This window comes from Halobellus ruber, from assembly GCF_014212355.1.
Taxonomy (GTDB): domain Archaea; phylum Halobacteriota; class Halobacteria; order Halobacteriales; family Haloferacaceae; genus Haloquadratum; species Haloquadratum rubrum.
In genome coordinates this window covers 797,901-820,794 of record NZ_JACKXD010000001.1, presented here as the reverse complement: position 1 = coordinate 820,794, position 22,894 = coordinate 797,901, and the positions used below count along the sequence as shown (strand labels likewise).

The 22,894-nt window shown below is 68.0% G+C and carries 20 protein-coding genes and 1 tRNA gene; 11 read left to right on the top strand and 10 right to left on the bottom strand.

Features of this window, described 5'->3' with window-relative positions; all coding sequences use genetic code 11:
- The first annotated feature begins 89 nt into the window (after positions 1 to 89).
- The 3 genes from H5V44_RS04225 (at position 90) to H5V44_RS04215 (ending at position 3,938) form a co-directional block, all read left to right on the top strand.
- Entirely contained in the window at positions 90 to 1,178 is a 1,089-nt protein-coding gene (locus H5V44_RS04225; protein WP_185191859.1) for an NAD(P)/FAD-dependent oxidoreductase, read from the top strand.
- Positions 1,179 to 1,386: 208 nt separating this feature from the next.
- On the top strand, positions 1,387 to 2,934 hold the full coding sequence (locus H5V44_RS04220; RefSeq protein ID WP_185191858.1) for a GMC family oxidoreductase: 1,548 nt from the start codon (positions 1,387 to 1,389) through the stop codon (positions 2,932 to 2,934).
- A gap of 224 nt (positions 2,935 to 3,158) precedes the next feature.
- A complete protein-coding gene (locus H5V44_RS04215) occupies positions 3,159 to 3,938 on the top strand; it encodes a CehA/McbA family metallohydrolase (RefSeq protein ID WP_185191857.1) in 780 nt (259 codons plus the stop codon).
- Positions 3,939 to 3,956: 18 nt separating this feature from the next.
- On the opposite strand, the gene ahbB is transcribed toward H5V44_RS04215, so the two are convergent.
- Positions 3,957 to 5,003 (bottom strand): siroheme decarboxylase subunit beta, encoded by a 1,047-nt coding sequence (ahbB, locus tag H5V44_RS04210; protein WP_185191856.1) that lies wholly within the window; start codon positions 5,001 to 5,003, stop codon positions 3,957 to 3,959.
- 129 nt (positions 5,004 to 5,132) lie between these two features.
- On the opposite strand from ahbB, the gene H5V44_RS04205 reads away from it, so the two are divergent.
- The 4 genes from H5V44_RS04205 (at position 5,133) to H5V44_RS04190 (ending at position 10,499) form a co-directional block, all read left to right on the top strand.
- Positions 5,133 to 6,206, top strand: coding sequence for an anthranilate phosphoribosyltransferase (locus tag H5V44_RS04205; protein WP_185191855.1), 1,074 nt, complete (start codon positions 5,133 to 5,135; stop codon positions 6,204 to 6,206).
- Positions 6,207 to 6,282: 76 nt separating this feature from the next.
- A complete protein-coding gene (locus tag H5V44_RS04200; protein WP_185191854.1) occupies positions 6,283 to 6,819 on the top strand; it encodes a peptidylprolyl isomerase in 537 nt (178 codons plus the stop codon).
- A 102-nt stretch (positions 6,820 to 6,921) separates the two neighbouring features.
- Positions 6,922 to 9,372, top strand: a complete 2,451-nt coding sequence (locus H5V44_RS04195) for a DNA topoisomerase VI subunit B (protein WP_185191853.1) — start codon at positions 6,922 to 6,924, stop codon at positions 9,370 to 9,372.
- A 32-nt stretch (positions 9,373 to 9,404) separates the two neighbouring features.
- Entirely contained in the window at positions 9,405 to 10,499 is a 1,095-nt protein-coding gene (locus tag H5V44_RS04190; RefSeq protein ID WP_185191852.1) for a DNA topoisomerase IV subunit A, read from the top strand.
- 28 nt (positions 10,500 to 10,527) lie between these two features.
- Here H5V44_RS04190 and ligA read toward each other — a convergent pair whose 3' ends face one another.
- Positions 10,528 to 12,402, bottom strand: coding sequence for an ATP-dependent DNA ligase LigA (gene ligA, locus H5V44_RS04185; protein ID WP_185191851.1), 1,875 nt, complete (start codon positions 12,400 to 12,402; stop codon positions 10,528 to 10,530).
- Between the two features lie 111 nt (positions 12,403 to 12,513).
- On the opposite strand from ligA, the gene H5V44_RS04180 reads away from it, so the two are divergent.
- Complete coding sequence (locus H5V44_RS04180) at positions 12,514 to 14,046, top strand: hypothetical protein (protein ID WP_185191850.1); 1,533 nt, start codon at positions 12,514 to 12,516, stop codon at positions 14,044 to 14,046.
- Between the two features lie 24 nt (positions 14,047 to 14,070).
- On the opposite strand, the gene psmB is transcribed toward H5V44_RS04180, so the two are convergent.
- A complete protein-coding gene (gene psmB / locus H5V44_RS04175) occupies positions 14,071 to 14,802 on the bottom strand; it encodes an archaeal proteasome endopeptidase complex subunit beta (protein WP_185191849.1) in 732 nt (243 codons plus the stop codon).
- Between the two features lie 177 nt (positions 14,803 to 14,979).
- Positions 14,980 to 15,150, bottom strand: coding sequence for a hypothetical protein (locus H5V44_RS04170; RefSeq protein WP_185191848.1), 171 nt, complete (start codon positions 15,148 to 15,150; stop codon positions 14,980 to 14,982).
- A 276-nt stretch (positions 15,151 to 15,426) separates the two neighbouring features.
- Here H5V44_RS04170 and H5V44_RS04165 point away from each other — a divergent pair, with 276 nt between their 5' ends.
- On the top strand, positions 15,427 to 15,819 hold the full coding sequence (locus H5V44_RS04165) for a DUF555 domain-containing protein (protein WP_185191847.1): 393 nt from the start codon (positions 15,427 to 15,429) through the stop codon (positions 15,817 to 15,819).
- Between the two features lie 71 nt (positions 15,820 to 15,890).
- Positions 15,891 to 16,433, top strand: a complete 543-nt coding sequence (locus H5V44_RS04160) for a CBS domain-containing protein (RefSeq protein ID WP_185191846.1) — start codon at positions 15,891 to 15,893, stop codon at positions 16,431 to 16,433.
- A gap of 7 nt (positions 16,434 to 16,440) precedes the next feature.
- Here the strand turns inward: H5V44_RS04160 and purM are convergent, their stop codons facing one another.
- Positions 16,441 to 17,475 (bottom strand): phosphoribosylformylglycinamidine cyclo-ligase, encoded by a 1,035-nt coding sequence (purM, locus tag H5V44_RS04155; RefSeq protein ID WP_185191845.1) that lies wholly within the window; start codon positions 17,473 to 17,475, stop codon positions 16,441 to 16,443.
- Positions 17,476 to 17,786: 311 nt separating this feature from the next.
- Here purM and H5V44_RS04150 point away from each other — a divergent pair, with 311 nt between their 5' ends.
- Positions 17,787 to 18,056, top strand: a complete 270-nt coding sequence (locus tag H5V44_RS04150; protein WP_246403670.1) for a hypothetical protein — start codon at positions 17,787 to 17,789, stop codon at positions 18,054 to 18,056.
- A gap of 23 nt (positions 18,057 to 18,079) precedes the next feature.
- On the opposite strand, the gene H5V44_RS04145 is transcribed toward H5V44_RS04150, so the two are convergent.
- From H5V44_RS04145 to H5V44_RS04125, 5 genes are all read right to left on the bottom strand, one after another.
- A complete protein-coding gene (locus tag H5V44_RS04145; RefSeq protein WP_185191844.1) occupies positions 18,080 to 18,715 on the bottom strand; it encodes a metalloprotease in 636 nt (211 codons plus the stop codon).
- Between the two features lie 55 nt (positions 18,716 to 18,770).
- Entirely contained in the window at positions 18,771 to 20,432 is a 1,662-nt protein-coding gene (locus tag H5V44_RS04140) for a TraB/GumN family protein (RefSeq protein WP_185191843.1), read from the bottom strand.
- A 957-nt stretch (positions 20,433 to 21,389) separates the two neighbouring features.
- Positions 21,390 to 21,474: transfer RNA gene (locus H5V44_RS04135), tRNA-Leu, on the bottom strand.
- Between the two features lie 85 nt (positions 21,475 to 21,559).
- The gene (locus H5V44_RS04130; RefSeq protein WP_185191842.1) at positions 21,560 to 22,519 is read right to left on the bottom strand and encodes an asparaginase domain-containing protein; all 960 of its coding nucleotides are present in this window, start codon (positions 22,517 to 22,519) and stop codon (positions 21,560 to 21,562) included.
- Between the two features lie 6 nt (positions 22,520 to 22,525).
- Positions 22,526 to 22,870 carry a ferredoxin gene (locus tag H5V44_RS04125; protein WP_185191841.1) on the bottom strand — a complete coding sequence of 115 codons (345 nt, stop codon included), beginning with the start codon at positions 22,868 to 22,870 and terminating at the stop codon, positions 22,526 to 22,528.
- Between the last annotated feature and the right edge of the window lie 24 nt (positions 22,871 to 22,894).

Below are 22,894 nucleotides of genomic sequence, written 5' to 3'. Positions count from 1 at the left end.
GGGCGATTCTCACGCAGCGTAACGCCGGCTGCGGGGTCGGAGGCCGAGCCGCCAGAAGGGTAAAGCGCGTCGCGTCCCCCGGTCCGGATATGAGCCACCGAGACGGTCCCGCAGGGAGCCGAGACCGGGAGTCGACCGAACCGATCCGCGTCGGCGTCGTCGGCGCGGGCGCGGCGGGGGCGGCTGCCGCGTACGCGCTTCGCGACGCCGGCGCGACGGTGACGATCGTAGAGAAGAGCGGCGGCGTCTGCGGACGGGCGGCGACCCGGCGGCGGGAGGGCTGCCGCTACGACCACGGCGCCAACTACGTCAAGGACGACGACGAACTGGCCGCCTCCTTGATCCCCGAACTGGGGACCGAGGGCTTGGTCGACATCGAGGAACCGGTGTGGACGTTCGACGCCGACGGCGAGGTCGCCGAGGGCCACGGCGACGACGGACGGAAGTGGACCTGGAGCGAGGGGATCACCCAACTCGCAAAGCGGCTGCTCGCGCGGACCGACGCCGCCGTCCACCGTCGGACCCGGGTGGAGGCGATCGACCGGGCGGGCGGGACGTGGCACCTCACCGACACCGACGGCGCCGACTACGGCCCGTTCGACGTTGTCCTCCTGACCCCGCCGGCGCCCCAGACCGCCGACCTGCTCGGGGCGACCGACTGGGACGACGACCGGTTGGAGCCGCTGATCGACGCCGTCGACGCCGTTTCCTACCGGACGATCCGGACTCTCGTCCTGCATTACCCGTTCCGGGAGTCGTACCCGTGGTACGGCCTGGTGAACGTCGACAAGGACCACGCGGTCGGGTGGCTCTCCCGCGAGGAGTGCAAGTCGGGCCACGTCCCCGACGGCGAGAGCCTGCTCGTCGTCCAGATGAGCCCCGCGTGGTCCGAGGCCCACTACGACGACCCGCTCGACGACGCCGCGGCGGCGGCAGCGGACCACGCGGCTGACCTCCTCGGCGACGACCGGTACCGCGACCCCGACTGGGTCGACGATCAGGGGTGGCGGTACGCGCTGCCGGAGTCGGGGGCCGAGACCGAGCCGTTGCGGGCCGTCGAGGCCGCCGGGCTCTACGTCGCCGGCGACTGGGTGGCCGGCGAGGGACGGGTGGCGGCGGCGCTCCGGAACGGGTACGAGGCCGGCGAGCGGATCCGCGGCGAGCAAGCGGGCGAGTAACCGGACAGGAGGCCTTTCGCGTGTGTTTCGGAACTACCGACCACAAAGGCTGGATAGACGAACCCGATGGTCCCGCACCGCGGTCCGGCGACGCCGTCCGACGTAATCGAGCGTTCGGGAGTCGCACCCGGTCGGGACCGGGGACGGAGCTCGTTGCTCGGTCCAATCGATTTATTATGATGTATACTATATCATATTTCATACTGATATGACGGAGTTCGACCACATCGTCGTCGGCGCCGGATCGGCAGGATGTGCGGTCGCGCACCGGCTCTCGGAGGACCCGGAAACCGAGGTCTTGCTTCTTGAAGCGGGTGCCCCGGACGAGGAGTACCAGGAGGAGATCTACACCCCATCGATGTTTCCGCACCTCTTCAAATCCGACGCCGACTGGGAGTATTACACCGAACCCCAGTCCGAACTGAACGATCGGCGGCTGTACCATCCGCGGGGAAAGACGCTGGGCGGATCGAGTTCGCTGAACGCGCAGATATACAACCGTGGGTGTCCGTGGGACTACGACAACTGGGCGGCCCTCGGCAACGACGGCTGGTCGTTCGAAGAAATGCTCGACGTATTCAAGCGCGCCGAGGAGTTTAGAGGGACCGGACAGTCGGAGTACCACGGCACCGGCGGGCCCGTCGTCGTGAGCGATCTCGTCGATCCCAACCCGGCCACGGAGCGGTACATCGAGGCCGCAGAGACCTGCGGTCTCGACCGCAATCCCGATTTCAACGGCGAGTCCCAGACGGGCGCCGGGCTGTATCACGTTACACAGCGCGACGGTGAGCGCTGCAGCAGCGCTGCCGCGTACATCAAGCCGATCCTCGATCGGCCGAACCTCACCGTCGAGACGCGGGCACATGTCACCGGGATCCGCTTCGAGGGCGACCGGGCCGTCGGGGTGACATACGAGCAAGCGGGCGGGGAACACACCCCCGATGCGGCCGGGGAAGTCGTCGTGTGTGGTGGGGCATATAACTCCCCGCAGTTACTGATGCTCTCCGGGATCGGGCCGGCCGAACACCTCGCCGAGCACGGCATCGACGTTCACGTTGATCTTCCGGGCGTCGGCCGAAACCTCCAGGACCACCTGTTTACGTTCGTGGTCTACGAACGAACCGACGAAGCGGGCCCCGCTCCAACCTCGAACATCGGCGAGGGCGCAGGCTACACGTACGTCAACGAGAACGAACCGGCCCCGGACCTCCAGTTTCACTTCTGTCCAGTGTACTATATGGACCACGGCTTCGCCAACCCCGAGGGGCTGGGCTTCTCGATCGGATCAACGCAACTCCGCCCGGAGAGCGTCGGGACCGTCGAGTTGGGATCAGCGGATCCCACGAACGATCCCGTCATAGATCCACAGTACCTCAGCGCGGAACCCGACCTACGGGTACTTCGAGAAGGCATCAAGAAGGCCCGCGAGATCGCCCAGGCCGAACCCCTCGACGGGATTCGCGGCCGGGAGATCTGGCCCGGGGCGGACGTCCGGACCGATGCCGAGATCGAAGAGCACGTCCGGGAGACGTGCCACACGGTGTACCATCCCGTCGGAACCTGCAAGATGGGACCGGCGGGCGATGAGATGGCGGTCGTTGATCCCCGGCTAAGGGTGAGAGGTGTCGACGGGCTTCGCGTCGCTGACACCTCCATTATGCCGAAAATAACCAGCGGGAACACCCACGCGCCCGCCGTCGCCATCGGCGAGCGAGCCGCCGACCTGATCACCCAGGGCGTCCTCGCGGAAGCCTGAAACGAAGGCCGGTAACCACCCCGGCGATCGGCGCCACGTGGACGACACCGGTCGGACGGCGGTGAGAGAGTGTACCGGCGGCTGTCCGGCCGGGACGCGCCTGTGGTGATCGTCGCCGACGGCGCCGTCGGCGCCAACGAGGAGTGACCGACGGTACGTCCAGAGATCCGGATACCGCCCCCCTGCGCGGGTAGTTTTTATACCCGTGCCCGCGAACAACGAATGTGTCGCTCACCGTCAGAATCGACCCGCACGTCCACTCCGAGGCCTCCTACGACGGAACGGACCCTCCCGAGTTGATCTTAGAGCAGGCCGCGGAGATCGGGCTCGACGCGGTCGTGATCACCGACCACGACGTGATCCACGAGTCCGTCCGCGCGGCGGAACTGGCGCCGAAATACGGGCTGGTGGGGATCCCCGGAGTCGAAGTGTCGACGGCGGACGGCCACCTGCTCGCGATCGGCGTCGAGGAGATGCCGCCGCGGCGCGCGCCGATGGCAGAGACCACGGCGTGGATCCAGGGCCGCGGCGGGATCGCGATCGTGCCGCACCCGTTTCAGCGGAGCCGCCACGGCGTCCGGAAACGCCGGCTCCGCGGCGTCGACCCCGACGCGATCGAAGTGTACAACTCCTGGGCGTTCACCGGGTGGAAGAACCGTCGGGCGCGGCGGTACGCGCGGGCGCACGCCTATCCCGGCGTCGCCGGCAGCGACGCCCACAAGGTCGGCTACGTCGGCCGCGCGTACACCGAGATCGACATCGGAGGCGTCGACCGCGCGGACCTCACGGCCGACGTGATCGTGGAGGCGATCGGCGACGGCGCGATCCGGGTCGAAGGGCGGCGGACGCCGATCCCGATCTCCGCTCGACACTACGCCGGCGCGGGCGCCAGAAGGAGCCGGTACTACGCCAAATACAGCGCGATCCGGAGCGGTGCCTTGGCGAAGACCGGCGTCGTCGGGGCCGCACGGACGCTGTATCGGCTCGCGCCGATCTCGGTGTAGCCGCGGGAAGCGGGCAGCTCACTCCGGGCCGGCGCTCACGAGGTCGTCGTACCGCGCGCCGGTCTGTTTCAGCGTCGCAGTCGAGTAGAGCCGCTCGTGGTCGAACGGGAGGTGCTCGGCCGCGAGCTCGTCGACCTTTTGGTTGACGGCGTCGGTCTCCCGGCCGTGGATCATCGTGAAGAGGTTGTACTCCCACCCCTGGTCGGGGCGTCGCGGGCGGTGGTAACACAGCGTGACGTAGGGCAGTTCCCCCACGGCCTCACCGCGGGCGTCGAGTCGGTCGTCGGGGACATCCCAGACGACCATACAGTTGGCGTCGAACCCCGTGACGACGTGGTTGACGACGCAGCCGACCCGCTTGATGCAGCCGTCCGCAAGCAGGCGGCCGACCGCGCCGACGACCTCGTCGACGTCGGCGCCGATCGCGTCGGCGACGTCACGGTACGGCGTCGCAGAGAGGGGGAAGCCGTCCTGGATCTCCACCAGCAAGGCGGCGTCGAGGTCGGAGAGCCCCGCGGCCGCGTCCTCGGAGATCCGCGTCGCCGACGCGTCGGTCGCAGCCACGCTCTCGCGGGCGAACGCGTCGTCGTTGACGACCGGGAACTCGAGATCGATGTAGTAGTCGGTGAGCATCGGAAGCGCCAGCACCTCACACCCGGTTTCGGCCTCGATCTCCGCGAGGATCGCGTCGCGTTTCTCCCGGGAGGCGGCGGTCACGACGAACCACATGTTCCAGACGTGGTCCCGCCGGTAGTTGTGGTTCACCTGTCGGTACCCGTTGATCACCTCTGCTATCCCGTCGAACCGCGCTTCGGGCGCCGAGACGGCCGCGAGCGTGGAACTCCCGATAACGGGCGGGTTCAGCACCGCGCCGAACCGGCGGAAGATCCCGCGTTCGCGGAGGCGCCGGACGCGGTCCAGCGCCTCGTCTTCCCCGGTGCCGAGTTCGTCGGCGACGACGCGGAAGGGCCGCTCGACGACGGGGAAGCCGCTCTGGTACTCGTCGATCAGGGCGGCGTCGACCGCGTCGAGATCAGCACGCCAATCGTCGTCCAGTGCGCTCATTACGCCCGCTTCGGGCCGGACGAACGTACCTATTTCGGCCCCGGTCGATGGTGAAGAACCGACCGGAGAGCGTCACACTCCCCGGGAGCGAGCGGGCAACTTTTGATGCTCGCACCACAACGGAATAGTATGGCACAAGCGCCGGAGCCCGCCGGGTTCGGGGAGTGGCCGTTGAAGCGACTGATGACGGAGGTCGTCGGCTCGGGGATCAAGTCCGCGGAGGATATGACCCGTGAACAGGCGACCGACGCGATGCGGCGGATTCTCGCCGGCGAGCCCGATCCCACCACCCTCGGGGCGTTCTGGCTCGCGAACCGCTGGAAGCACAACGTCGCCGAGGAGTTGGCGGCCTACACCGACGTGCTCGCCGAGGACGTCGTCTCCGCCGAACCCGACGCCGACCCGGTCGACTGCGGCGCCAACTACGACGGCAAGGGCGACACCGCGATCCTGGGGGCGGCGGCGGGGCTCGTCGCCGCCGGCGCGGGCACGCCGGTGGTGACACACTCCGGCGACCGGGTCCCCACCCAGAAGCAGGACGCCTATAAGCACGTCCTCGACGACCTCGGAGTGCGGACCGAACTCGACCCCGCGGAGAGCGCCGCGATGGTCGACGAGACGGGGTTCGGCTTCTACTACCAGCCCGCCTTCGCGCCGCACGTCGACGGCCTCGAGGGCCGCCGGGACCAGATGGGCGTGCGGACGTTCGTAAACACCGTCGAGACGCTGCTGAACCCCGCGGGAGCGGACGTCCATCTCGGCTCCTTCTACCACCTCGCGTTCGCGAAGAAGATCACCGACACGTTCGGTCTGATGGCGTCCCAAAGCCCCGGGCGCGTCGTGATGTTCCAGGGGATGGAAGGGTACGACGACATCCGGCCCGGGTACACGAAGGTCGGCGAGTGGCGCGACGGCGAGTTCACCGACTACGAGATCGAGACGCCGGAGTACGGGATGGACTTCGAATCCGAGGACTTAGAGGTCGACCCCGACGACGTCGCCGGCGACTCCGCGGCGCTGACCGAGGAGATCATCGCAGGCGACCGCGAGGACCACTTCGCGGACGCGGTCGCGCTCAACGCCGCGTTCCGGATCTACGCCCGCGACGACGCCGACACCCTGGAGGAGGGCCTCGAACTCGCCCGTGACAGCATCGAGAGCGGGGCCGCCGAGGCCGTGCTCGACGACCTGCGGGCGTTCTGAGGTCGGATCGGACCGCCGGAACCCCGGTCGCCCGGGAGTGAACACCGTTTTGTGTGCGTCACGCCACGATCGAGGTATGGGAGACGACTCCGACTTCGAGGATCCCGACAACCCCGCGGTCACGCTGCACACCACGAAAGGCGACATCACGCTCGAACTATTCGAGCAGCGCGCCCCGCGGACCGTCGAGAACTTCCTGGGGCTTGCGACCGGCGACATCGAGTGGTCCGACCCCGAGACCGGCGAGACGCGAACCGACTCGCTGTACGAGGGCACCATCTTCCACCGCGTCATCGGCGACTTTATGATCCAGGGTGGCGATCCCGAGGGGACCGGCGAGGGCGGCCCCGGCTACACCTTCGACGACGAATTTCACGAGGACCTCAACCACGACGAGGCGGGGATCCTCTCGATGGCGAACCGCGGTCCCGACACCAACGGCTCGCAGTTCTTCATCACGCTCGGCCCGCAGCCGCGCCTCGACGGCCGGCACGCGGTCTTCGGTCACGTCGTCGACGGGATGGACGTCGTCGAGGAGATCGGGACGGTCCCGACCGACAGAAACGACAAGCCGATGCGGGAGATCGAGATCGAGTCCCTCGACGTCGAATAGCGGTCGTCGACCGACGCGTTGCAGCCGGTTTCCCGGTCCGTTTCACTTTCGGGACGCTCCCCAACACTTCTTAACCGTTGGGGAGGTACGGCCCCGCAGGGAATGACTTCGTTTCAGTCGACACTCGACGACGAGGATGACGACGGCGAAAGCGACGACAGCGACGACGACGCCGATACCCGCGGGGAGGTCGCCGCCGACCTGGCGGAGGGCCAGCGCGCCATCTCGATCGCCGAGTTCTTCGACAAGAACAAGCAGATGCTCGGCTTCGACTCCGGCGCCCGGGGGCTCGTCACTGCGGTCAAGGAGGCGGTCGACAACGCCCTCGACGCCACGGAGGAGGCGGGGATCAAACCGGACATATCGGTCGAGATCACCGAATCCGGCGACTACTACAAGCTCGTCGTCGAGGACAACGGCCCCGGGATCACCCGCGAGCAGATCCCGAAGGTTTTCGGGAAGCTCCTGTATGGGTCTCGTTTTCACGCGCGTGAGCAGCACCGCGGCCAGCAAGGAATCGGGATTTCAGCGGCTGTCCTGTACGCACAGAAGACGTCAGGCAAACCGGCGAAGATCACGTCCCGGACCCAGAACTCCGACCGTGCGCAGTATTTCGAGCTGATAATCGACACCGACACCAACGAGCCGGAGATCTCCGTCGAGGAGGAGCGCGCCCCCGGCGAGTCGGACCTTTCGCCCACCCACGGCACCCGGATCGAGCTGGAGATGGAGGCGAACATGCGGGCGCGCCAGCAGCTCCACGACTACGTCCAACACACCGCGGTGGTGAACCCCCACGCGCGGTTGGTCCTCGACGAACCCCGGCTCGACGAACCGCGGCGCTACGAGCGCGTCGAGGGCGCGGAGCTGCCGGCCGAGACCGAGGAGATCCGGCCGCACCCACACGGGGTCGAACTCGGGACGCTCATAACGATGCTGGAGGGGACCGAATCGTACTCGGTGTCGGGGTTCCTCCAGGGCGAGTTCACCCGTGTCGGATCGAAGACCGCGGACAAGGTGCTGGACAACTTCCGCGATCGACACTTCGGCCGCGAGATGGGGTGGTCGGTCCCGGGGAGCGCCGACGCCGATCTCGAAGCCGCGGTCGAGGACGCCGTCGCGAACAAGGGCAAGGAGGCGACAGCCGCGTTCGCGGCCCGGGTCGCAGACACCCTCTCGACCAGGGAGCGGACGACCCGCTCGAAGCTCCGGGAGATCGTCGACACGGTCGGCGAGGACGTCGGCGAGGAGTTCGGGGCGACCTTCGGCAGTACGGTTCGGGCGAACGCCGTCGAAGCGGCCTGGGACGCGCTTACCACCGACATCGACACGGATCTCTACGAGTTGGTCGACGAGGCCACAAGCACCCGGAAGGACGACGCGACCGTCTCCGGGTTGGCCGATCGGCTCGCCGACAAGTTCCGCGAGGCCGGCGGGGCCCACCGTGCGACCCGGTCGGAACTCGAAGCCTACGTCGACCGCTCCGCGGACCGACTGGTCTCCGAGGAGGTCTCCTTCGGCGAGACAGCCCGCGAGAACGTCGTCGAGGCGGTCTGGAACGCGATGCGGACGGTCCCCGACGAGTTACCGAAGGTGCGGAGCGTCGCCGACGACCGCGACGCCGCCTCCGAACTTCTGGAGGCGATGCGGGAGACCGACATCCTGGCGCCGCCGACGAACTGCCTCTCGCCGATCACCGCCGAACTCGTGGAGGCCGGGCTGCGGAAGGAGTACGACGCCGACTTCTACGCGGCGGCGACCCGCGACGCCGAGGTCCACGGCGGCGACCCCTTCATCGTGGAGGCCGGAATCGTCTACGGCGGCGAGTTGGAGGACGGCACCGTCGGCCTGCTCCGGTTCGCCAACCGCGTGCCGCTGGTCTACCAGCGGGGCGCGTGTGCGACGACCGACGTCGTCAAGCGGATCGGGTGGCGGAACTACGGGCTGGACCAGCCCGGGGGATCGGGGATGCCGAGCGGCCCCGTGGTGGTGATGATCCACGTGGCCTCCACGAACGTGCCGTTCACGAGCGAGTCGAAGGACGCCATCGCGAACATTCCCGCGATCGAAGACGAGATCGAACTCGCCGTGCGGGAGGCGGCCCGCGAACTCAAATCCTACCTGAAAAAGCGGCGGTCGATGCGGAAGCGCCGGGAGAAACAGGACGTCCTCGGCCGGATCCTCCCGGAGATGGCGGACAAGCTCTCGGAGGTGACGGGCAGAGAGCGACCGAACATCGACGGCGCCTTGGCGCGGATCATGAACAACGTCAGCGTGGACCGCGAGATCGACGACGGGTCGGTCACCCTGACCGTCGAGAACTTCTCCGACCGGGCCGAAAAACCGGAGATCACCGAGATCGTGTCGGCGGCGCCTTCGGATCTCCCCGACGATGCGAGCGTCGTCGACCTCGACGGCGAGTGGTTCGTCACCTGGACCCCGTCGGTGCCGGCGGGCGAGTCGGCGACGCTGACGTACACCGTCGACGCGGACGCCACCTTCGACGTCGACGTCGACGGGATCAAGGCGGAGAAGCTGACCATCGACGCGTGAGCGGGCACTCGAAAACACCCACCCCAACCACAATGAGCACGAAACAGGACGACGAACTCGCACAGGAACGCCTCATCGACCTCGCCGCGGAGTTTTACGACCAGTTCGCGGCCGGCGAGGTGCCGCGAATGGAGATCCCCACGCGGACGAAGTCGAACATCGTCTTCGACGAGGACTCGAAGGTGTGGGTCTACGGCGACCGCACCTCCACCAGGTCGGCCAACAGCGTCCGCGGCGCGCGGAAACTCCTGAAGGCGTCGTACGCCATCGAGTTTCTGGTGAACCAACTGGAGGAGGGTCGCTCCTCGACGCTGCGTGAACTGTACTACCTCTCGGAATCGTGGGACAACGAGGAGGCGCAGTTCTCGAGCCAGGACGAGTCGAACCAGCTGATCGAGGATTTGGAGATCGTCGCGGAGGTGACCCGCGAGGACTTCCACATGCGCCCCGAGGAATCGGGGGCGACCCTGATGGGGCCGCTGGAGCTCCGCGAGCAGACCCGCCGCGGCGAGCGGGAGATCCACTGCCAGAAGGACGTCGGCGAGGGCGGCTACCAGATCCCGAACAACCCCGACACCATCGACTTCCTCGATCACGACATCGACTTCGTCCTCTGCGTCGAGACGGGCGGGATGCGCGACCGGCTCGTCGAGAACGGCTTCGACGAGGAGTACAACTGCCTCGTGGTCCACCTGAAGGGCCAGCCCGCGCGGGCGACCCGCCGGATCACCAAGCGACTCCACGACGAACTCGACCTCCCGGTCGTGGTCTTTACCGACGGCGACCCGTGGTCCTACCGGATCTACGGGTCGGTGGCGTACGGGTCGATCAAGTCCGCGCACCTCTCGGAGTACCTCGCGACGCCGCAGGCGCGGTTCGTGGGAATTCAGCCGGAGGACATCGTGGAGTACGACCTCCCGACCGATCCGCTCGCGGATTCGGATGTCAACGCCCTGGAATCGGAGTTGGAGGACCCGCGGTTCGAGACCGACTACTGGACCGAACAGATCGAACTCCAGCTCGACATCGAGAAGAAGGCCGAACAGCAGTCGCTTGCGGCCCGGGGGCTCGATTTCGTCACCGAGACGTACCTCCCCGAACGGCTCGACGCGATGGGCGTGCTGTAGTCCGGGAACCCGCAGGCTGGGGACCTGGCTACTGCTCGTCGGCCAGCCGCTCGACCCGGGCGACCGTGTCGGCGTCGCCGGGTGAGTTGTCCGACCGGACGCCCACGAACCGCGGGAACCGGAGCGCATAGCCCGATTCGTACGTCGGCGACGGTTGAATCCCCTCGTAGCCGACCTCGAAGACGACCGCGGGCTCGATCGAGACAGCCTGGCCGTCCTCGCGGTCGACGTGCGGTTCGAGCAGGTCCGTCAGCGATTCGAGCTTTGCGTCGGTGATTCCGGTTGCGACCTTCCCGATCGTGGCGTAGGCCCCGTCGTCCCCCGTGTTGGCGCCGTCGATCGGGGCAGCGTCCTCGACGCGCGCCGACAGGAGAAACGTCCCGAGGAGGTTCGCCCGCCGGCCCTCGCCCCACTCGGCGCCGGTCACGACGAGATCCAGCGTCTCGACGTCCGGCTTCCGCTTCAGCCAGTTCCGGCCGCGCTTTCCCGGTTCGTACGCCGAGTCGGGATCCTTCAGCATCACGCCCTCGTGGCCCGCTTCCAGCGCCGTCCGCTCGGCGGCGGCGACCGCATCGGGGTCGGTCGTCCGGACGACCTCCTCGACTACGTCGGTGTCGCCCAGCAGGTCGTCGAGCCGATCCCGGCGGTCGAGGAGCGGGGCGTCGAGCAGATCCGTCCCGTCGGCGTGGAGACAGTCGAACGCCCGCAGCTCCACTCGGACCTCCTCGCGCATCCGCTCGACGTCGTGCTTCCGGCGGAACCGGCGGAGCACCTCCTGGAAGGGTAGCGGGGCGCCGTCGTCGTCGACCGCAACGACCTCGCCGTCGAGAACAACTGGAACGTCGAGTTCGCGCTCGACGAACTCCACGACCTCCGGCAGGGGATCGGTGACGTCCTCCATGTTCCGGGAGAAGATCCGGGGTTCTGTCCCGTCGTAGTGGACTTGGACCCGCGCGCCGTCGAACTTTGTCCCGACGATCGCCTCCCCCCAGGCGTCGATCCCGTCGGCCGCGGTCCCGGCCTGCGCCAGCATCGTCTGTACCGGACGGCCGACGTCGAGTCCCATCGCGTCCAGCCCCGCCCGTCCCTCCTCGCGGGCGACGACCGCGACCCGTCCGTAGTCGTTCGAGACCTGGAGCGCGCGTTCGACCGCCGCGACCGCCGCCTCCGAGGGCGCAGTCGCCGAGCAGTCGTCCGTGTCGGCGGCGTCGTCCGCGGACTCGGCGTCGGCTGTCCCCTCAGCGCCAGCGTCAGCGGTCCCGTCGGTGGCGGGATCAGCAGTTCCCTCGCCGACTTCGTCGGCTGCACCGTCGTCGTCTACCACCTCCTCGTCCGGCAAGGGTTCGATGAACGCGGCCGCGATGGCGTCCCGCACCGTCCCCTCGCCGACCCCGATCCGCATCGTGCCGAGAACCAGTCGCGCGAGAAACGTCGCTTCCTCCGGCGAGGCGCGGTTGAACAGCCCGAACAGCGTCTCAATACGGCGTTCCTGGCTTCCCTCGCCGTCGGCGGCCGCGACCTCGCGGAGCCGCTCGTCGACCTCGGCGACCGTGAGCGAACCCGCGGTGCCGCCGCCGAAGGCGGACAACCCCTGCTGGCCACCGAAGTCGTACGCCGCCGCGACCGCCCCGATCTCGCCGAGATCGGCGAGTCTGTCCTCCACGTCGTCGGCGTCGACGTTCGGGCCCGCCGCGCAGGCGATCGACTCCCGGAGGAGCGCGGGGCCGACGTCGAGCGTCCGGCCGTCCCAGGCGGGGTAGACCCGCCCCTGGAGGAACCGGACCACGGTCGGGAGGTCCGCGCCCGCCTCCGCGAGGAGGCGGCAGGCGCCCGCGACGGTGGCGTGGTCGCCCGGTTCCGCCTCCAGTTCCGCGGCGCGACGAGCGAAGTCGGCAAACTGCATCGACCCCGCGTACCGGCTCGTAGGACAAGAGTCCGCCGACTCCGGGCGGGCGTCGTCGCCGCGACCCGGGAAAGCGCGGGATTGAAACCCCTCGCCCGACCACGGGCGGCTATGACCGAGGAGTTGGCCGCTTCGGTTCGGGACGCCCTCGCCGTCGATCCCGAGGAGTTCGAGGCGCAGGCACGGACGGAGGCGGAAGTGGTGAAATCCGAACTCCGGGAGGGGACCTTCGACAACCACCAGTCCATCGTCGGCCTCGAGTACGAGTTCTACGCCGTCGCCGACGGCCGGTGGGAAGCCTCCAAGGAGGCCGGCGCCTACGGCCTGATGCGCGTCCCCCGCCGACTCTTGGAACTGATCGGCTTCGAGAAGGAACTCGGGCTCCACAACGCCGAGATGACCACCAGCCCACAGCCGCTGAACGCCGACGGGCTCCGAGCTCAGGCGGCGGAAGTGCGGGCGCGGCTGGCCGCCGCCCAGGAGTGCACCGCCGCCGAGGGGATCCGGCTCGTCAGCGACGGGATGTGGACCATCCCGCCGGCCGGCGAGACCGCCCGCGAATACCTCACCGGCAGCGTCGAGGCCGAGGGCGTCAGGATCGCGACGAACATGAGCGGGTCGGTCCGGTACCACGCGATGGCGAACAGCCCGACGCTTCCGGAGGAGACCGCGGTCGACGCGCCGAACGTGAGCCTCTCCGCGCGGACGGTGATGCCGGAGTCGCTGATTACCTCGATCCAGCCCCACTACCAGGTGGCCCACGCCGACGACCTCCCAACGCGGTTCAATTACGCGCTCAGGTTGGCCGGGCCGCTCCTGGCGCTCGGGGTCAACTCCCCCTTTTTCCCGCCGGATCTCTACGACGACGTCGGTGCGGGGAAGGTCCTCGAGGAGTGTCACCTCGAGAACCGGATCGGCGTCTTCGAGTCGGTGCTCAACACGCCCGACGCGAAGAAGGTCGCGTTCCCCGAGGACCTCACCACCGTCGAGCAGGCGGTCGACCGGGTCGCCGCCGACGCCACGGCTGTTCCGATGCCGGTCCCGGAAGGCAACCGGTTCGACGACGAGTTCGCCACGCTCCGCCGGAAGCACGGCACCTACTGGCGGTGGGTCCGGCCGGTGTTCGACGGCGCGTCGCGGTCGGCGGCCAACGCACGGATCGAGTTCCGGCCGATCCCGGCCCAGCCGACGGTCCGGGACTCGCTGGCGTTTCAGGCGACGTTCGCGGGGCTGATGGAGAGCCTCCCGCGCCGGCGACACCCCGCGACCGACCAGCAGTGGTCGACCGCCCGGGGGAACTTCTACGACGCGGTCAGAGCGGGCCTCGACAGCGGCCAGCGGTGGATCTGCAACGACGGCGCCGAGACCATCGAGGTCGAGGCGGTCTACGACGACATCCTCGCCCACGCGGTCGACGGACTCACCACTGCCGGCTGCTCGGAGTCGGAGGCCGAACGGTACGTGGCGCCGTTGCGGGCGCGCGTCGATCACGGGACGACCCCCGCCGACTGGAAGGTCTCGCGGGTGCGGGAGTACTTGGCCGACGGCGACGAGTTCGCCGACGCCGTGACGCGGATGCAACGCGACTACGTGCGGAGACAGGAGGAGACGCTGCTGGACGGGTCGTTCGCGGACTGGCTCTGAGCGAAGACCGCGACCCGGACCGAGCTACAGGAGCTCCTCGAAGTCCTTGTGCTGGGTGACCTCGACGCCCTCGTCGGTGACGGTACACATATTGATGCCGTTACCGGACGCGAGGTCGCGCTCGACCGCGCTGTCGATCGCGTGGGTGGCGACCGACTTGGCCTCCTCGATGCTCAGGTCGTCGCTGTACTCCTGTTCGAGCACGCCCAGCGCGTACTGGCTGCCCGATCCCGTGACGGTGTACTCCTCTTCGAGGATCGAACCCGCGGGGTCGATGCTGTAGATGTGGGGCCCATCCTCGTCGACGCCGCCGAGGATCGGCTGGACGATGAAGAACGCACCCGACCGGAGGAAGTTTCCGAGAAGCGTTGACAGCGCCTGCATACTCATGTCCTCGCCGCGGCGGGCCTCGTAGAGTCGGACCTCCGCGCGGATCGAGGAGATGAGCGACTGCGCGGCCGAGACCGATCCGGCGATGGTGAGCGCGCCGGTGGGGTGGATCTCCTCGACCTTCTGGACGTTCTTCGAGGAGACCATCCGGCCGAGGCTCGCGCGCATATCGGTCGCGAGGACGACGCCGTCGGCGGTCTTCAGCCCGACCGTCGTGGTGCCGGTTTTGGTTTCCTTGTCGCCCATCCCCTCCGCGCGGCGCTCGGCTTCGGGGAACTCGCCGATCTCGGGGGAGAACACGCCGGAGTGGTCACCGTTGGGGGAGTCGAAACCGGTCGAGAGATCGTCGCTCGTAGGTGTACGCATTACCTGCCGTTGCGGCCCGCCGCTGATAAATGCCACCCTTCCCACCGCTGTTGCCCGTACCGGCAGTCGCCGCACGGTCGGTCTCATCCCGGGCCGTCGTCCCGGCTAGACGGCCGATCCCGCCGCTCACGAGGGGAGTCAACGGAGACAGGCCGCGACTGAGGTGTCGCGACCGGATCAGGGCGACGCGCTACGGTAGGCGCGTTCGGCGGTCTCGACCAGTCGCCCGATCGGGAGCGTGAGTCCGAGCCGTCGCGCTCCCAGCGCCACCGGCATCGCCACGATCCCGACGGCGAGGGCTATCTGGTACAGCAGGAAGGTCGCGCCGCGTCGAAGGTCGTCCAACATCGTCGTGGCGTGTGCCCGGTACCGGGCGTATATAAACCTATTCATAGCGTGGGTCGGTGTGACCCGTCGCTGTCGTGCGGTTCTCCGAACGCGGCTCGCTGCCAGCGCGTTGCCGTCACGGCGCCCGCCGCGACGTAGGCGGTGCGTTAGCGGTCCCGTTCGTTGGCATAACTTATGCGATGGATCGGAGTCGCATCCGCACCCCGACAGCCGGGTGCCGGACGTGCCGTCGGGACGAACCACAAGACACGAGACCCCGGGCCACGTGAACCTGGTATGAGTAATTACCTCGTCGCGATGGAGGCCGCGTGGCTGGTCCGCGACGTCGACGACATCGACGACGCGATCGGCGTCGCGGTCAGCGAAGCCGGGAAGCGGCTTAACGATCAGGACAAGGAGTACGTGGAGGTCGAGGTGGGTGCGACGCCGTGTCCCGCCTGCGGGGAGCCGTTCGACTCCGCGTTCATCGCGGCCGACACCGCCCTCGTGGGGCTGCTCTTGGAGATCGACGTGTTCAACGCGGACAGCGAGGAACACGCCTCACGCATCGCGAAAAGCGAAGTCGGCGGGGCGCTCCGGGACGTGCCGCTGTCGGTGATCGAGGTCGTCGAGACCGGTGAGGGCGACGAGGAAGGCGACGAGGAGACGCAGGCACACAGCCACGGGTAGATCGGCGACCGACGGGTCGGCGAGTCCAGCCGGCCCGAAAGGCTTTCGTATAACTTCGGGTTATTAGCCGTATGGAGCTCCCGACCCCGGAGGACCTGCGGCAGCGCCGGACGGAGTTGGACCTGACCCAGAGCAGCCTCGCCGAGAAGGCGGGCGTCTCCCAACCGCTCATCGCTCGCATCGAAGGCGGCGACGTCGACCCCCGGCTCTCGACGCTCCGGCGGATCGTCAACGCCTTAGAGGAGGCCGAGGGGAGCATCGTCCGCGCGGCCGACCTGATGAACGAGGACGTCGTGAGCGTCGCGCCCGACGATTCTGTGCGGGCCGCCCGCGACCTGATGCTCGACGAGGGGTTCTCCCAGTTGCCGGTCATCCGCGACGGCCGCCCCGTCGGCATCATCTCGAACAGCGACATCCGCCACGCCCAAGAGGGCGCCGACGTCGGAACCCTCCCCGTGGCGGAGGTGATGCGCGAGTCGGTGATGGCGGTCGAGCCGTCGGCGACCTTAGAGGAGATCGACACGGCGTTGGATCACCACGCTGCGGTCCTGGTCGTCGAGGGCGGGGAGACGGTCGGGATCGTGACCGAAGCCGACGTGGCTGCGCACCTCTGAGTCCGGTTCAGAGTTCGACCCCGCGGATCGAGACGCCGCTGCCGGACTCGACGCGGCCGATCACCCGGCCGTCGGTGTCGGCAGCGAGTGCCGCGGCATCGTTGGGGTCGAGCGCACAGACGAACCCCGTGCCCATATTGAACGTCCGGTGCATCTCCGCGTCCGCGACGTCGCCCAACGACTGGACGAACTCGAAAACCGGCTGGGGGTCGAATGCGTCGTCGACAACGTAGCGGTGCTCGCCCATCCGTTCGAGGTTCGTCCACCCGCCGCCGGTGACGTGGGCGGCGGCACGGACGCCGTGTGCCCGCATCGGAGCCAGCAGGTGTGTGTACAGTCGCGTGGGTTCGAGCAGCGCGTCGCCGATGGTGTCGTAGTCGCCGAACGGGCAGGGGTCCGTGTACGCGTGATCACGAGTGACGGCCGTGCGGGCGAGAGTCAGTCCGTTTGAGTGGATGCCCGAGGAGGGAAAGCCCACCAAGGCGTCGCCCGGCTCTGTCGTGCCGGCGAAGACGGCGTCCTTCGCGGCCAGCCCTGCGCAGGTCCCCGCCAGATCGAGCCCGCGGATCACCTCGGGCATCACCGCGGTCTCACCGCCGACGAGTTCCAGACTCGCCTCCTCGGCGCCGGCGCGCAGCCCGTCGCCCACCTGCTCGGCGAACGTCTCGTCGGGTTCCTCAACCGCGAGATAGTCGACGAACGCGACCGGGCGGACCCCCGCGGCGACGAGGTCGTTTGCGTTCATCGCGATGCAGTCGATACCGACCGTGGAGTAATCGGAAAGGGCCTCTGCGACCAGCAGCTTCGTCCCGACGCCGTCGGTCGCGAGCGCCAGATACCGGTCGCCGATGTCTACCAGGCCTGCGTAGTCGCCCTCGCTCTCCCCGACGGCGCTCACCAGCGCGGCGGTCGCTGCCTCGCTCGCGTCGATGTCGACGCCCGCGTCGGCGTACGTCAGCGATTCGTCGTCCGGTCCGTCCCCGCCGTCGGCTCCCGTTCCGCTCCCCTCGGCGTTGCCGCTGCCAGGGCTGTCGTCGGTCATACCTCAACCCCCGGAACGCGCAAGGAAAACACGTCCGGTCCGTGTGGGTGACCCCACGGGGACTGACGGCAGTCCATCGCCGGCTGACGGCGGTCGGTCTCGATAGCGCGGTTCCGTCCCCCGACTCCGCGGTATCCCGCCTCGAAGCGACGATATCGTTTCAGATCAGCTTATGAACGTTTTAGCGGGTTTTGAGACACTCATAAAACGTCGGTGAAACGTCGGTCGGCGCGCTAAACCGTCGCGAAACGAGTGAAGGCTCTGCGCGTTATATGTGGATGCCACCCCTACGGTAGAGTAAGCCGAAGCAGATGTCTCACGCTCCCCGCTCTCCCGACGTCCCGCTCGAGCGCGATTCTCTGAGTCGCGCCGGCCGTATCGTAAGCGAAGCCATCCGGACCGCCGTCCGGAACCTCCGGGCCGCGAGCTTCTGGGCCGCAATCGTCCTGCCGGTCACGTACCTGCCCCTCCTCGCCGGCGGGCTGGGCGGCGCCGAGGCGCTCCTGTTCGTATCGCTGGTCGTCGTCAACGCCGGCGCCTTCGTGCTCGGCCACGAGTACGAGCCGTCGGACGACGAGTAGGCGGTTGCCCTCTCCCCGGCCGATTAGAACCCGAATCCAAGCAGGAACGCGCCGACCGTCAGGACCAGAGCTGGGACGAAGAACCCGGCGAAGACGGCCTTGCTCCACCCGAGAACCGTCTTGCCGTCGAGGGGCCCGAACGGAAGCATATTGAACGCCGCCAAAAAGAGGTTGATCATCAGCCCACGCGAGCCGATCAAGGCGAGAAACTCCGAACCCAGGACCGTCCCGAGGACGAAGACCGGCAGGAAAAGCGCCGCCAACCCCACGTTCACCGCCGGCCCCGCCAGCGCGATCAGCCCGTGTTCGCGGGACGTCAGCCGCCCACGGTGATAGACGGCGCCGGGGGCAGCGAAGATGAACCCCGCGAGCGAACTCACGACCGCGAGAAACAGCATCCCGTAATCAGCGCGGAACTCCGCGATCTGCCCGAACCGGACCGCCACCACCTTGTGGGCGAGTTCGTGAACGAGAAAGCCAACGCCGGCGGTCAGCAGGCTGAGAAGCACCGGCGCGATCACGCCGCCGCCCAGGATGCTCTCGACGGCCCGCCGGCCGCCGCCGGCGAAGAAGATGGCAAAGGCGACCCCGAGTGCCGCCCACGCCAGGGCTAAGTCCCGGAGTTCGCGCGAACTGAACGAGAGACCGGAGACGCTCACCGGGACAGCACCTCCGGTTTGGTCGCCGCAGGCGGTACGAAGCCGCCGTTGTCGGTCACGCGACCGTCCCCCAGAGGATCTCCCACCCGTTTCGTGCGCCCTCGAACAGCAGCCGCGTCACCCCGGCCGCGCCGCCGAGATCCAAGGCGAAAAGCGGGAGCAGGTAGGCGACAAACAGCGCGGAGGCGATGATGCTGCCGACGTTGGTCGCGGCGACGATCATGATCAGGCGGAACAGCGGAACCGCGAACATATCCGACACCAGATCCGAAATCGGTCGTTCCTCGTCGGAGAGGATCTCGTTGAGCGTGCCGATGTCGGAGACGTTCACCGGGTTGTGTTGGAGTTCCACGTACCCCGCGAACCACCCCGGCGCCAGAAACGGGTTGATCGAGGTCATCCACGCGACTGCGCCGCCGACGAGCGACGACGACCACCGCGCGCCGGCGGCTTTCGCCAACCCCGCGGCGAACAGCCCGTTGACCAGGAACCACGCCCCGAACAGCCGGAGCAGCGTGTCGTCGCCGGCCGACGACAGCGCAAGCAGGACGAAGAAGCCGATCACGACGACCGAGATCCCCGTGCCGACGACCTTTGCCCACGGGATCCCCCGTCCGCCGGTACCGGTCAGAGAATCCATCGGCGGGAGCGTTTCGGGATTGTCGAGGTACCGCTGGATCCCCTCACGATGACCCGCGCCCACCACCGCGACGACGTCGGCACCGGACTGGCGGAGTCCGAGCAGTTTGTGTGCGATGAACGCGTCGCGTTCGTCGATCAGGGCCGCGGCGCCGCCGGGGGAGAACTGCCGGAACTCCTCCATCATCGCGGTCACCACGTCGGTGTCGGTGAGTTCCGACATATCGAACTCCTCGACGTCCTGGGGGTCGGCACCCCCGAACACCGCGGCGAACTGCCCCAGAAGCCCGCCGATCGCCACGCCGCCGAGGATCCCCAGCGCCATACTCCCGACGCCCCGGACGGCGAACGGCCCGAGGGAGTCGACGACTGGTGTCGCAAGGCCCAGGCCGACACCGGCGACCGCGCCGATCGCCACGCCGCCGCCCACCGCGACGGTCGCGCGATCCGCCGCCGAGAGGACCGACCCGCCGAACAGCCACACCGCGGCGGCGACGCCGACTGCGAGCACGACGCCGCCAGTGATCCGGGACAGAATCGCGAGATCGAGCCCGACGCTCCCGCCGAAGATCGCCACGAGCGGCCCCAGCAGGAGTCCGAGGATGACGCCCGCCGCGAGGCCGACCCCGCGGCTGTCGCCGATCCCGAACGCCAGTCCGCCGATCATCCGCAGTTTCTCGATCGGGCCCATCGCCGTCCAGAACCGCCGCATCGTCTCGTTGATGTCGCGGTCGACGAGCGCGACATCGATCCCGAACTCCTCGGCGGTCTCGACCGCCGAGAGCATGTCCGCGCCGGGCGTGACGTCGAACTTCTCGCCGAGCCGTGACTGCACGTACGACAGCATCCAGTAGGCGATGAACTGGAAGACGGTGTTGCCGCGGAGCAGATCCCCCGGCTCGATGTCGTCGGGTTCGCCGCCCTTCAACTGCCGGTACCGCCCCTCGTCGAGTTCGACCGCAACGATGTCGGGACGCTCGGCCTCGATCGTCTCCTCGACCTCCCGGACGCTCTCCTCGGAGACGTGTGCGGTACCGACGACCCGGACGCGACCCTCGCCGGCCGCTTCCTGACTCATTGCCCTCCCTACCGCGGCGCGGTTTTTACTCCTGTCGGAGAGCGGTTACGGGGCTGTCGGGCCGAACGGACCGGCCGCTCGACGGGCCGTTGACTCCGGTGCCGGACGAAAGGTGAACGCATTTGTGGCTCGGCGTGCCAGTTTCGGGTATGGATGGGGCCGATCGATTCATGTTCTACGGGGTCCTCCTTGTGTTTCTCATTATCCTGCTTGGATTTGCCATCGGACTGGTGTCGGGGTAGAGCCCGCTCGAAGTCCTGGGAGAGCCGGAACCGAGTGAGCGTTTCAATCCGGCGCAACGACAGGTCGAACTGCGTCCGCTCGAAGCGGACGGGTTACCGCTCGCGGATATAATGTGCAACTTCCCATACCACGGTTACGCTCAGGAAGACGACGAGTGCACCAGCCGCCTTCGAGTTCGTCGGCACTGCAACGTAACTATTTATAAGAGTGAGAACTGTTCGCGAGGCAGTTCCAACAGGGGGAAGCAACTCCCAAACGTATTTTGACAGGACGGATCCAGCCACTAACGCTATCAACGCGGATACCGGATGCGAGCCAGCGGCTTTTGTAGGCACATCATATCAATAACACAACCAGTAAATCAATTTTGTGATGAGCTCAACGGAGCTCCGGACACGTCCAGCCGGAGAGGATGGCTGGTACTGTTGGCTATAACCACGTGAAGATTTTCGACACCCCGGGGTGTCGAAGTTCTTCAGGGGACTATAGCCGACAGTATGAATACAGCCGGTAGCGAGCGCAGGTCCGAACGCAGCGGTCAGGCGTCTTTCGGGTCAGAGAATGACAGCATTCTGGTATCTACGCGGACCGATCACCGTGGCTCGCGGGTTCGGTATGCGGGGGATGGGATTCGAACCACGGTCGCAGCAGAGCTGCTCCCTGCCTCGAACCCACCGTACGGCTGCGGTCCTCGCTGTCGCTCGGACACGCAAGTGCGGGGGATGGGATTCGAACCCACGAACCCCTACGGGAGCGGATCTTAAGTCCGCCGCTTTTGGCCTGGCTCAGCCACCCCCGCGCGTTCCACCCTTCCGCGGACGCACCGTTAGTGGTTTCGTTTTGCTCGACCGCGAGCCGCGGCAACCGACTCCGTCGTACTCCGCTCAGAAATATTCGGCCACGCCCGCGGGGGTGTTGGCGGCTTCGAGCGCGAGCAGCAGTTTCAGCCGCGCCTTCCACGGCGGCAGGTCGCCCGCCGGAAGCACGCCGCGTTCGAGAAGCCGCTTTCCGCCGCCGGCCGTTCCGTACACCCCGTTGACGCCGCCGGCGTGACACCGCGAGGCGATCACGACCGGGACCCCGTCGTCGAGCGCCTCGTCGATCGCGTCGGCCAGCTCCGCAGTGACGTTGCCGAGGCCCGTGCCGGCCACGACCAGCCCGTCGACCGCATCGAGAACCCAACGGACCGGCCCGCCGTCAACGCCGAGGCCACTCGTCACCGTCGCCACCGTGGCGTCGGATCCGAGCCCCGGGACGTGCGCCGACCGGCTCCCCGGTTCGCGGTGGAACCGGAACCCCTCCCGGTTGCGGACGGCGACGGGGCCTTTGCCGGGAGAACTGAACGTCTCCAGCTTGTGTGAGTGGGATTTGACGACGTCGCGGGCGGCGTGTAGCTCCCCGTTGAACGCGAGGTGGGTGCCGCCGGCCTCATAGAGCTCGGGGTGGGTCGCGGCCGCCACAGCGGCCCGGAGGTTCGCCGGCCCGTCGGCGCTCACCTCGTCGGGGCGCCGCTGTGCACCCGTGAACACCACCGGCGCGTCGGGTGCGAGCCCCGCATCGAGGTAGTACGCCGACTCCGCCATCGTGTCCGTGCCGTGGGTGACCACGAACGACTCGTCGGCCCCGGCGTCGCGGACATAGGAGGCTACGTCGTCGACGATGTCGGTGTCCATCCCGAACCCCGGAACCTGGGAGACCTGCTCGACCGAGAGGTCGAGATCCGTCGGGAGGTCGGCTGCGGCCACCAGTTCCTCGCCCGGGAGAGTCGGCTTTGCCCCGTCGGCGGCGTGGGTGCTCGCGATCGTGCCGCCGGTGCTCAGAACGCGGACAGTCGGTCCACTCACGAGCGGTCACCAGTCGACGCTGAGGGTGCCGTCGCCGTGGGGGTCGGGGGCGATCTCCTCGTCGCTCCGGCGGTCGATCACGTGGATCACGCCGCGGTCCTTCTTTGCGGGACAGACCTCCGCGGCGCGGACGTTCTCGTCGAGGTCGTCCTCGCCGATGAAGTACGACTTCGGCCGCGCCAGCCCGGAGGTGATGTCCATCTCCCAGTTGTCGGCGACCTCCGCACACCGGCCGGCGCCGATGCACTTGTTCCCCTCGAAGATGATCTTGTACGGCTTCTCCGATATCGGCGGGGCGTTGGCGTCGTCGCCGACGTCGCTGGGGGACGGCGCCGAGTCGTCGTCGCTCATACGCTCGTTTGTCCCGCGATCGAC

What these genes read in the sequence shown, in the direction of transcription:
- H5V44_RS04225 (WP_185191859.1), top strand. Translation starts at nt 90, where the DNA reads ATGAGCCACCGAGACGGTCCCGCAGGGAGCCGAGACCGGGAGTCGACC.
- H5V44_RS04220 (WP_185191858.1), top strand. Translation starts at nt 1,387, where the DNA reads ATGACGGAGTTCGACCACATCGTCGTCGGCGCCGGATCGGCAGGATGT.
- ahbB (WP_185191856.1), bottom strand. Translation starts at nt 5,003, where the DNA reads ATGAGCGCACTGGACGACGATTGGCGTGCTGATCTCGACGCGGTCGAC.
- H5V44_RS04205 (WP_185191855.1), top strand. Translation starts at nt 5,133, where the DNA reads ATGGCACAAGCGCCGGAGCCCGCCGGGTTCGGGGAGTGGCCGTTGAAG.
- H5V44_RS04200 (WP_185191854.1), top strand. Translation starts at nt 6,283, where the DNA reads ATGGGAGACGACTCCGACTTCGAGGATCCCGACAACCCCGCGGTCACG.
- H5V44_RS04195 (WP_185191853.1), top strand. Translation starts at nt 6,922, where the DNA reads ATGACTTCGTTTCAGTCGACACTCGACGACGAGGATGACGACGGCGAA.
- H5V44_RS04190 (WP_185191852.1), top strand. Translation starts at nt 9,405, where the DNA reads ATGAGCACGAAACAGGACGACGAACTCGCACAGGAACGCCTCATCGAC.
- ligA (WP_185191851.1), bottom strand. Translation starts at nt 12,402, where the DNA reads ATGCAGTTTGCCGACTTCGCTCGTCGCGCCGCGGAACTGGAGGCGGAA.
- H5V44_RS04180 (WP_185191850.1), top strand. Translation starts at nt 12,514, where the DNA reads ATGACCGAGGAGTTGGCCGCTTCGGTTCGGGACGCCCTCGCCGTCGAT.
- psmB (WP_185191849.1), bottom strand. Translation starts at nt 14,802, where the DNA reads ATGCGTACACCTACGAGCGACGATCTCTCGACCGGTTTCGACTCCCCC.
- H5V44_RS04170 (WP_185191848.1), bottom strand. Translation starts at nt 15,150, where the DNA reads ATGTTGGACGACCTTCGACGCGGCGCGACCTTCCTGCTGTACCAGATA.
- H5V44_RS04165 (WP_185191847.1), top strand. Translation starts at nt 15,427, where the DNA reads ATGAGTAATTACCTCGTCGCGATGGAGGCCGCGTGGCTGGTCCGCGAC.
- H5V44_RS04160 (WP_185191846.1), top strand. Translation starts at nt 15,891, where the DNA reads ATGGAGCTCCCGACCCCGGAGGACCTGCGGCAGCGCCGGACGGAGTTG.
- purM (WP_185191845.1), bottom strand. Translation starts at nt 17,475, where the DNA reads ATGACCGACGACAGCCCTGGCAGCGGCAACGCCGAGGGGAGCGGAACG.
- H5V44_RS04150 (WP_246403670.1), top strand. Translation starts at nt 17,787, where the DNA reads ATGTCTCACGCTCCCCGCTCTCCCGACGTCCCGCTCGAGCGCGATTCT.
- H5V44_RS04140 (WP_185191843.1), bottom strand. Translation starts at nt 20,432, where the DNA reads ATGAGTCAGGAAGCGGCCGGCGAGGGTCGCGTCCGGGTCGTCGGTACC.
- H5V44_RS04125 (WP_185191841.1), bottom strand. Translation starts at nt 22,870, where the DNA reads ATGAGCGACGACGACTCGGCGCCGTCCCCCAGCGACGTCGGCGACGAC.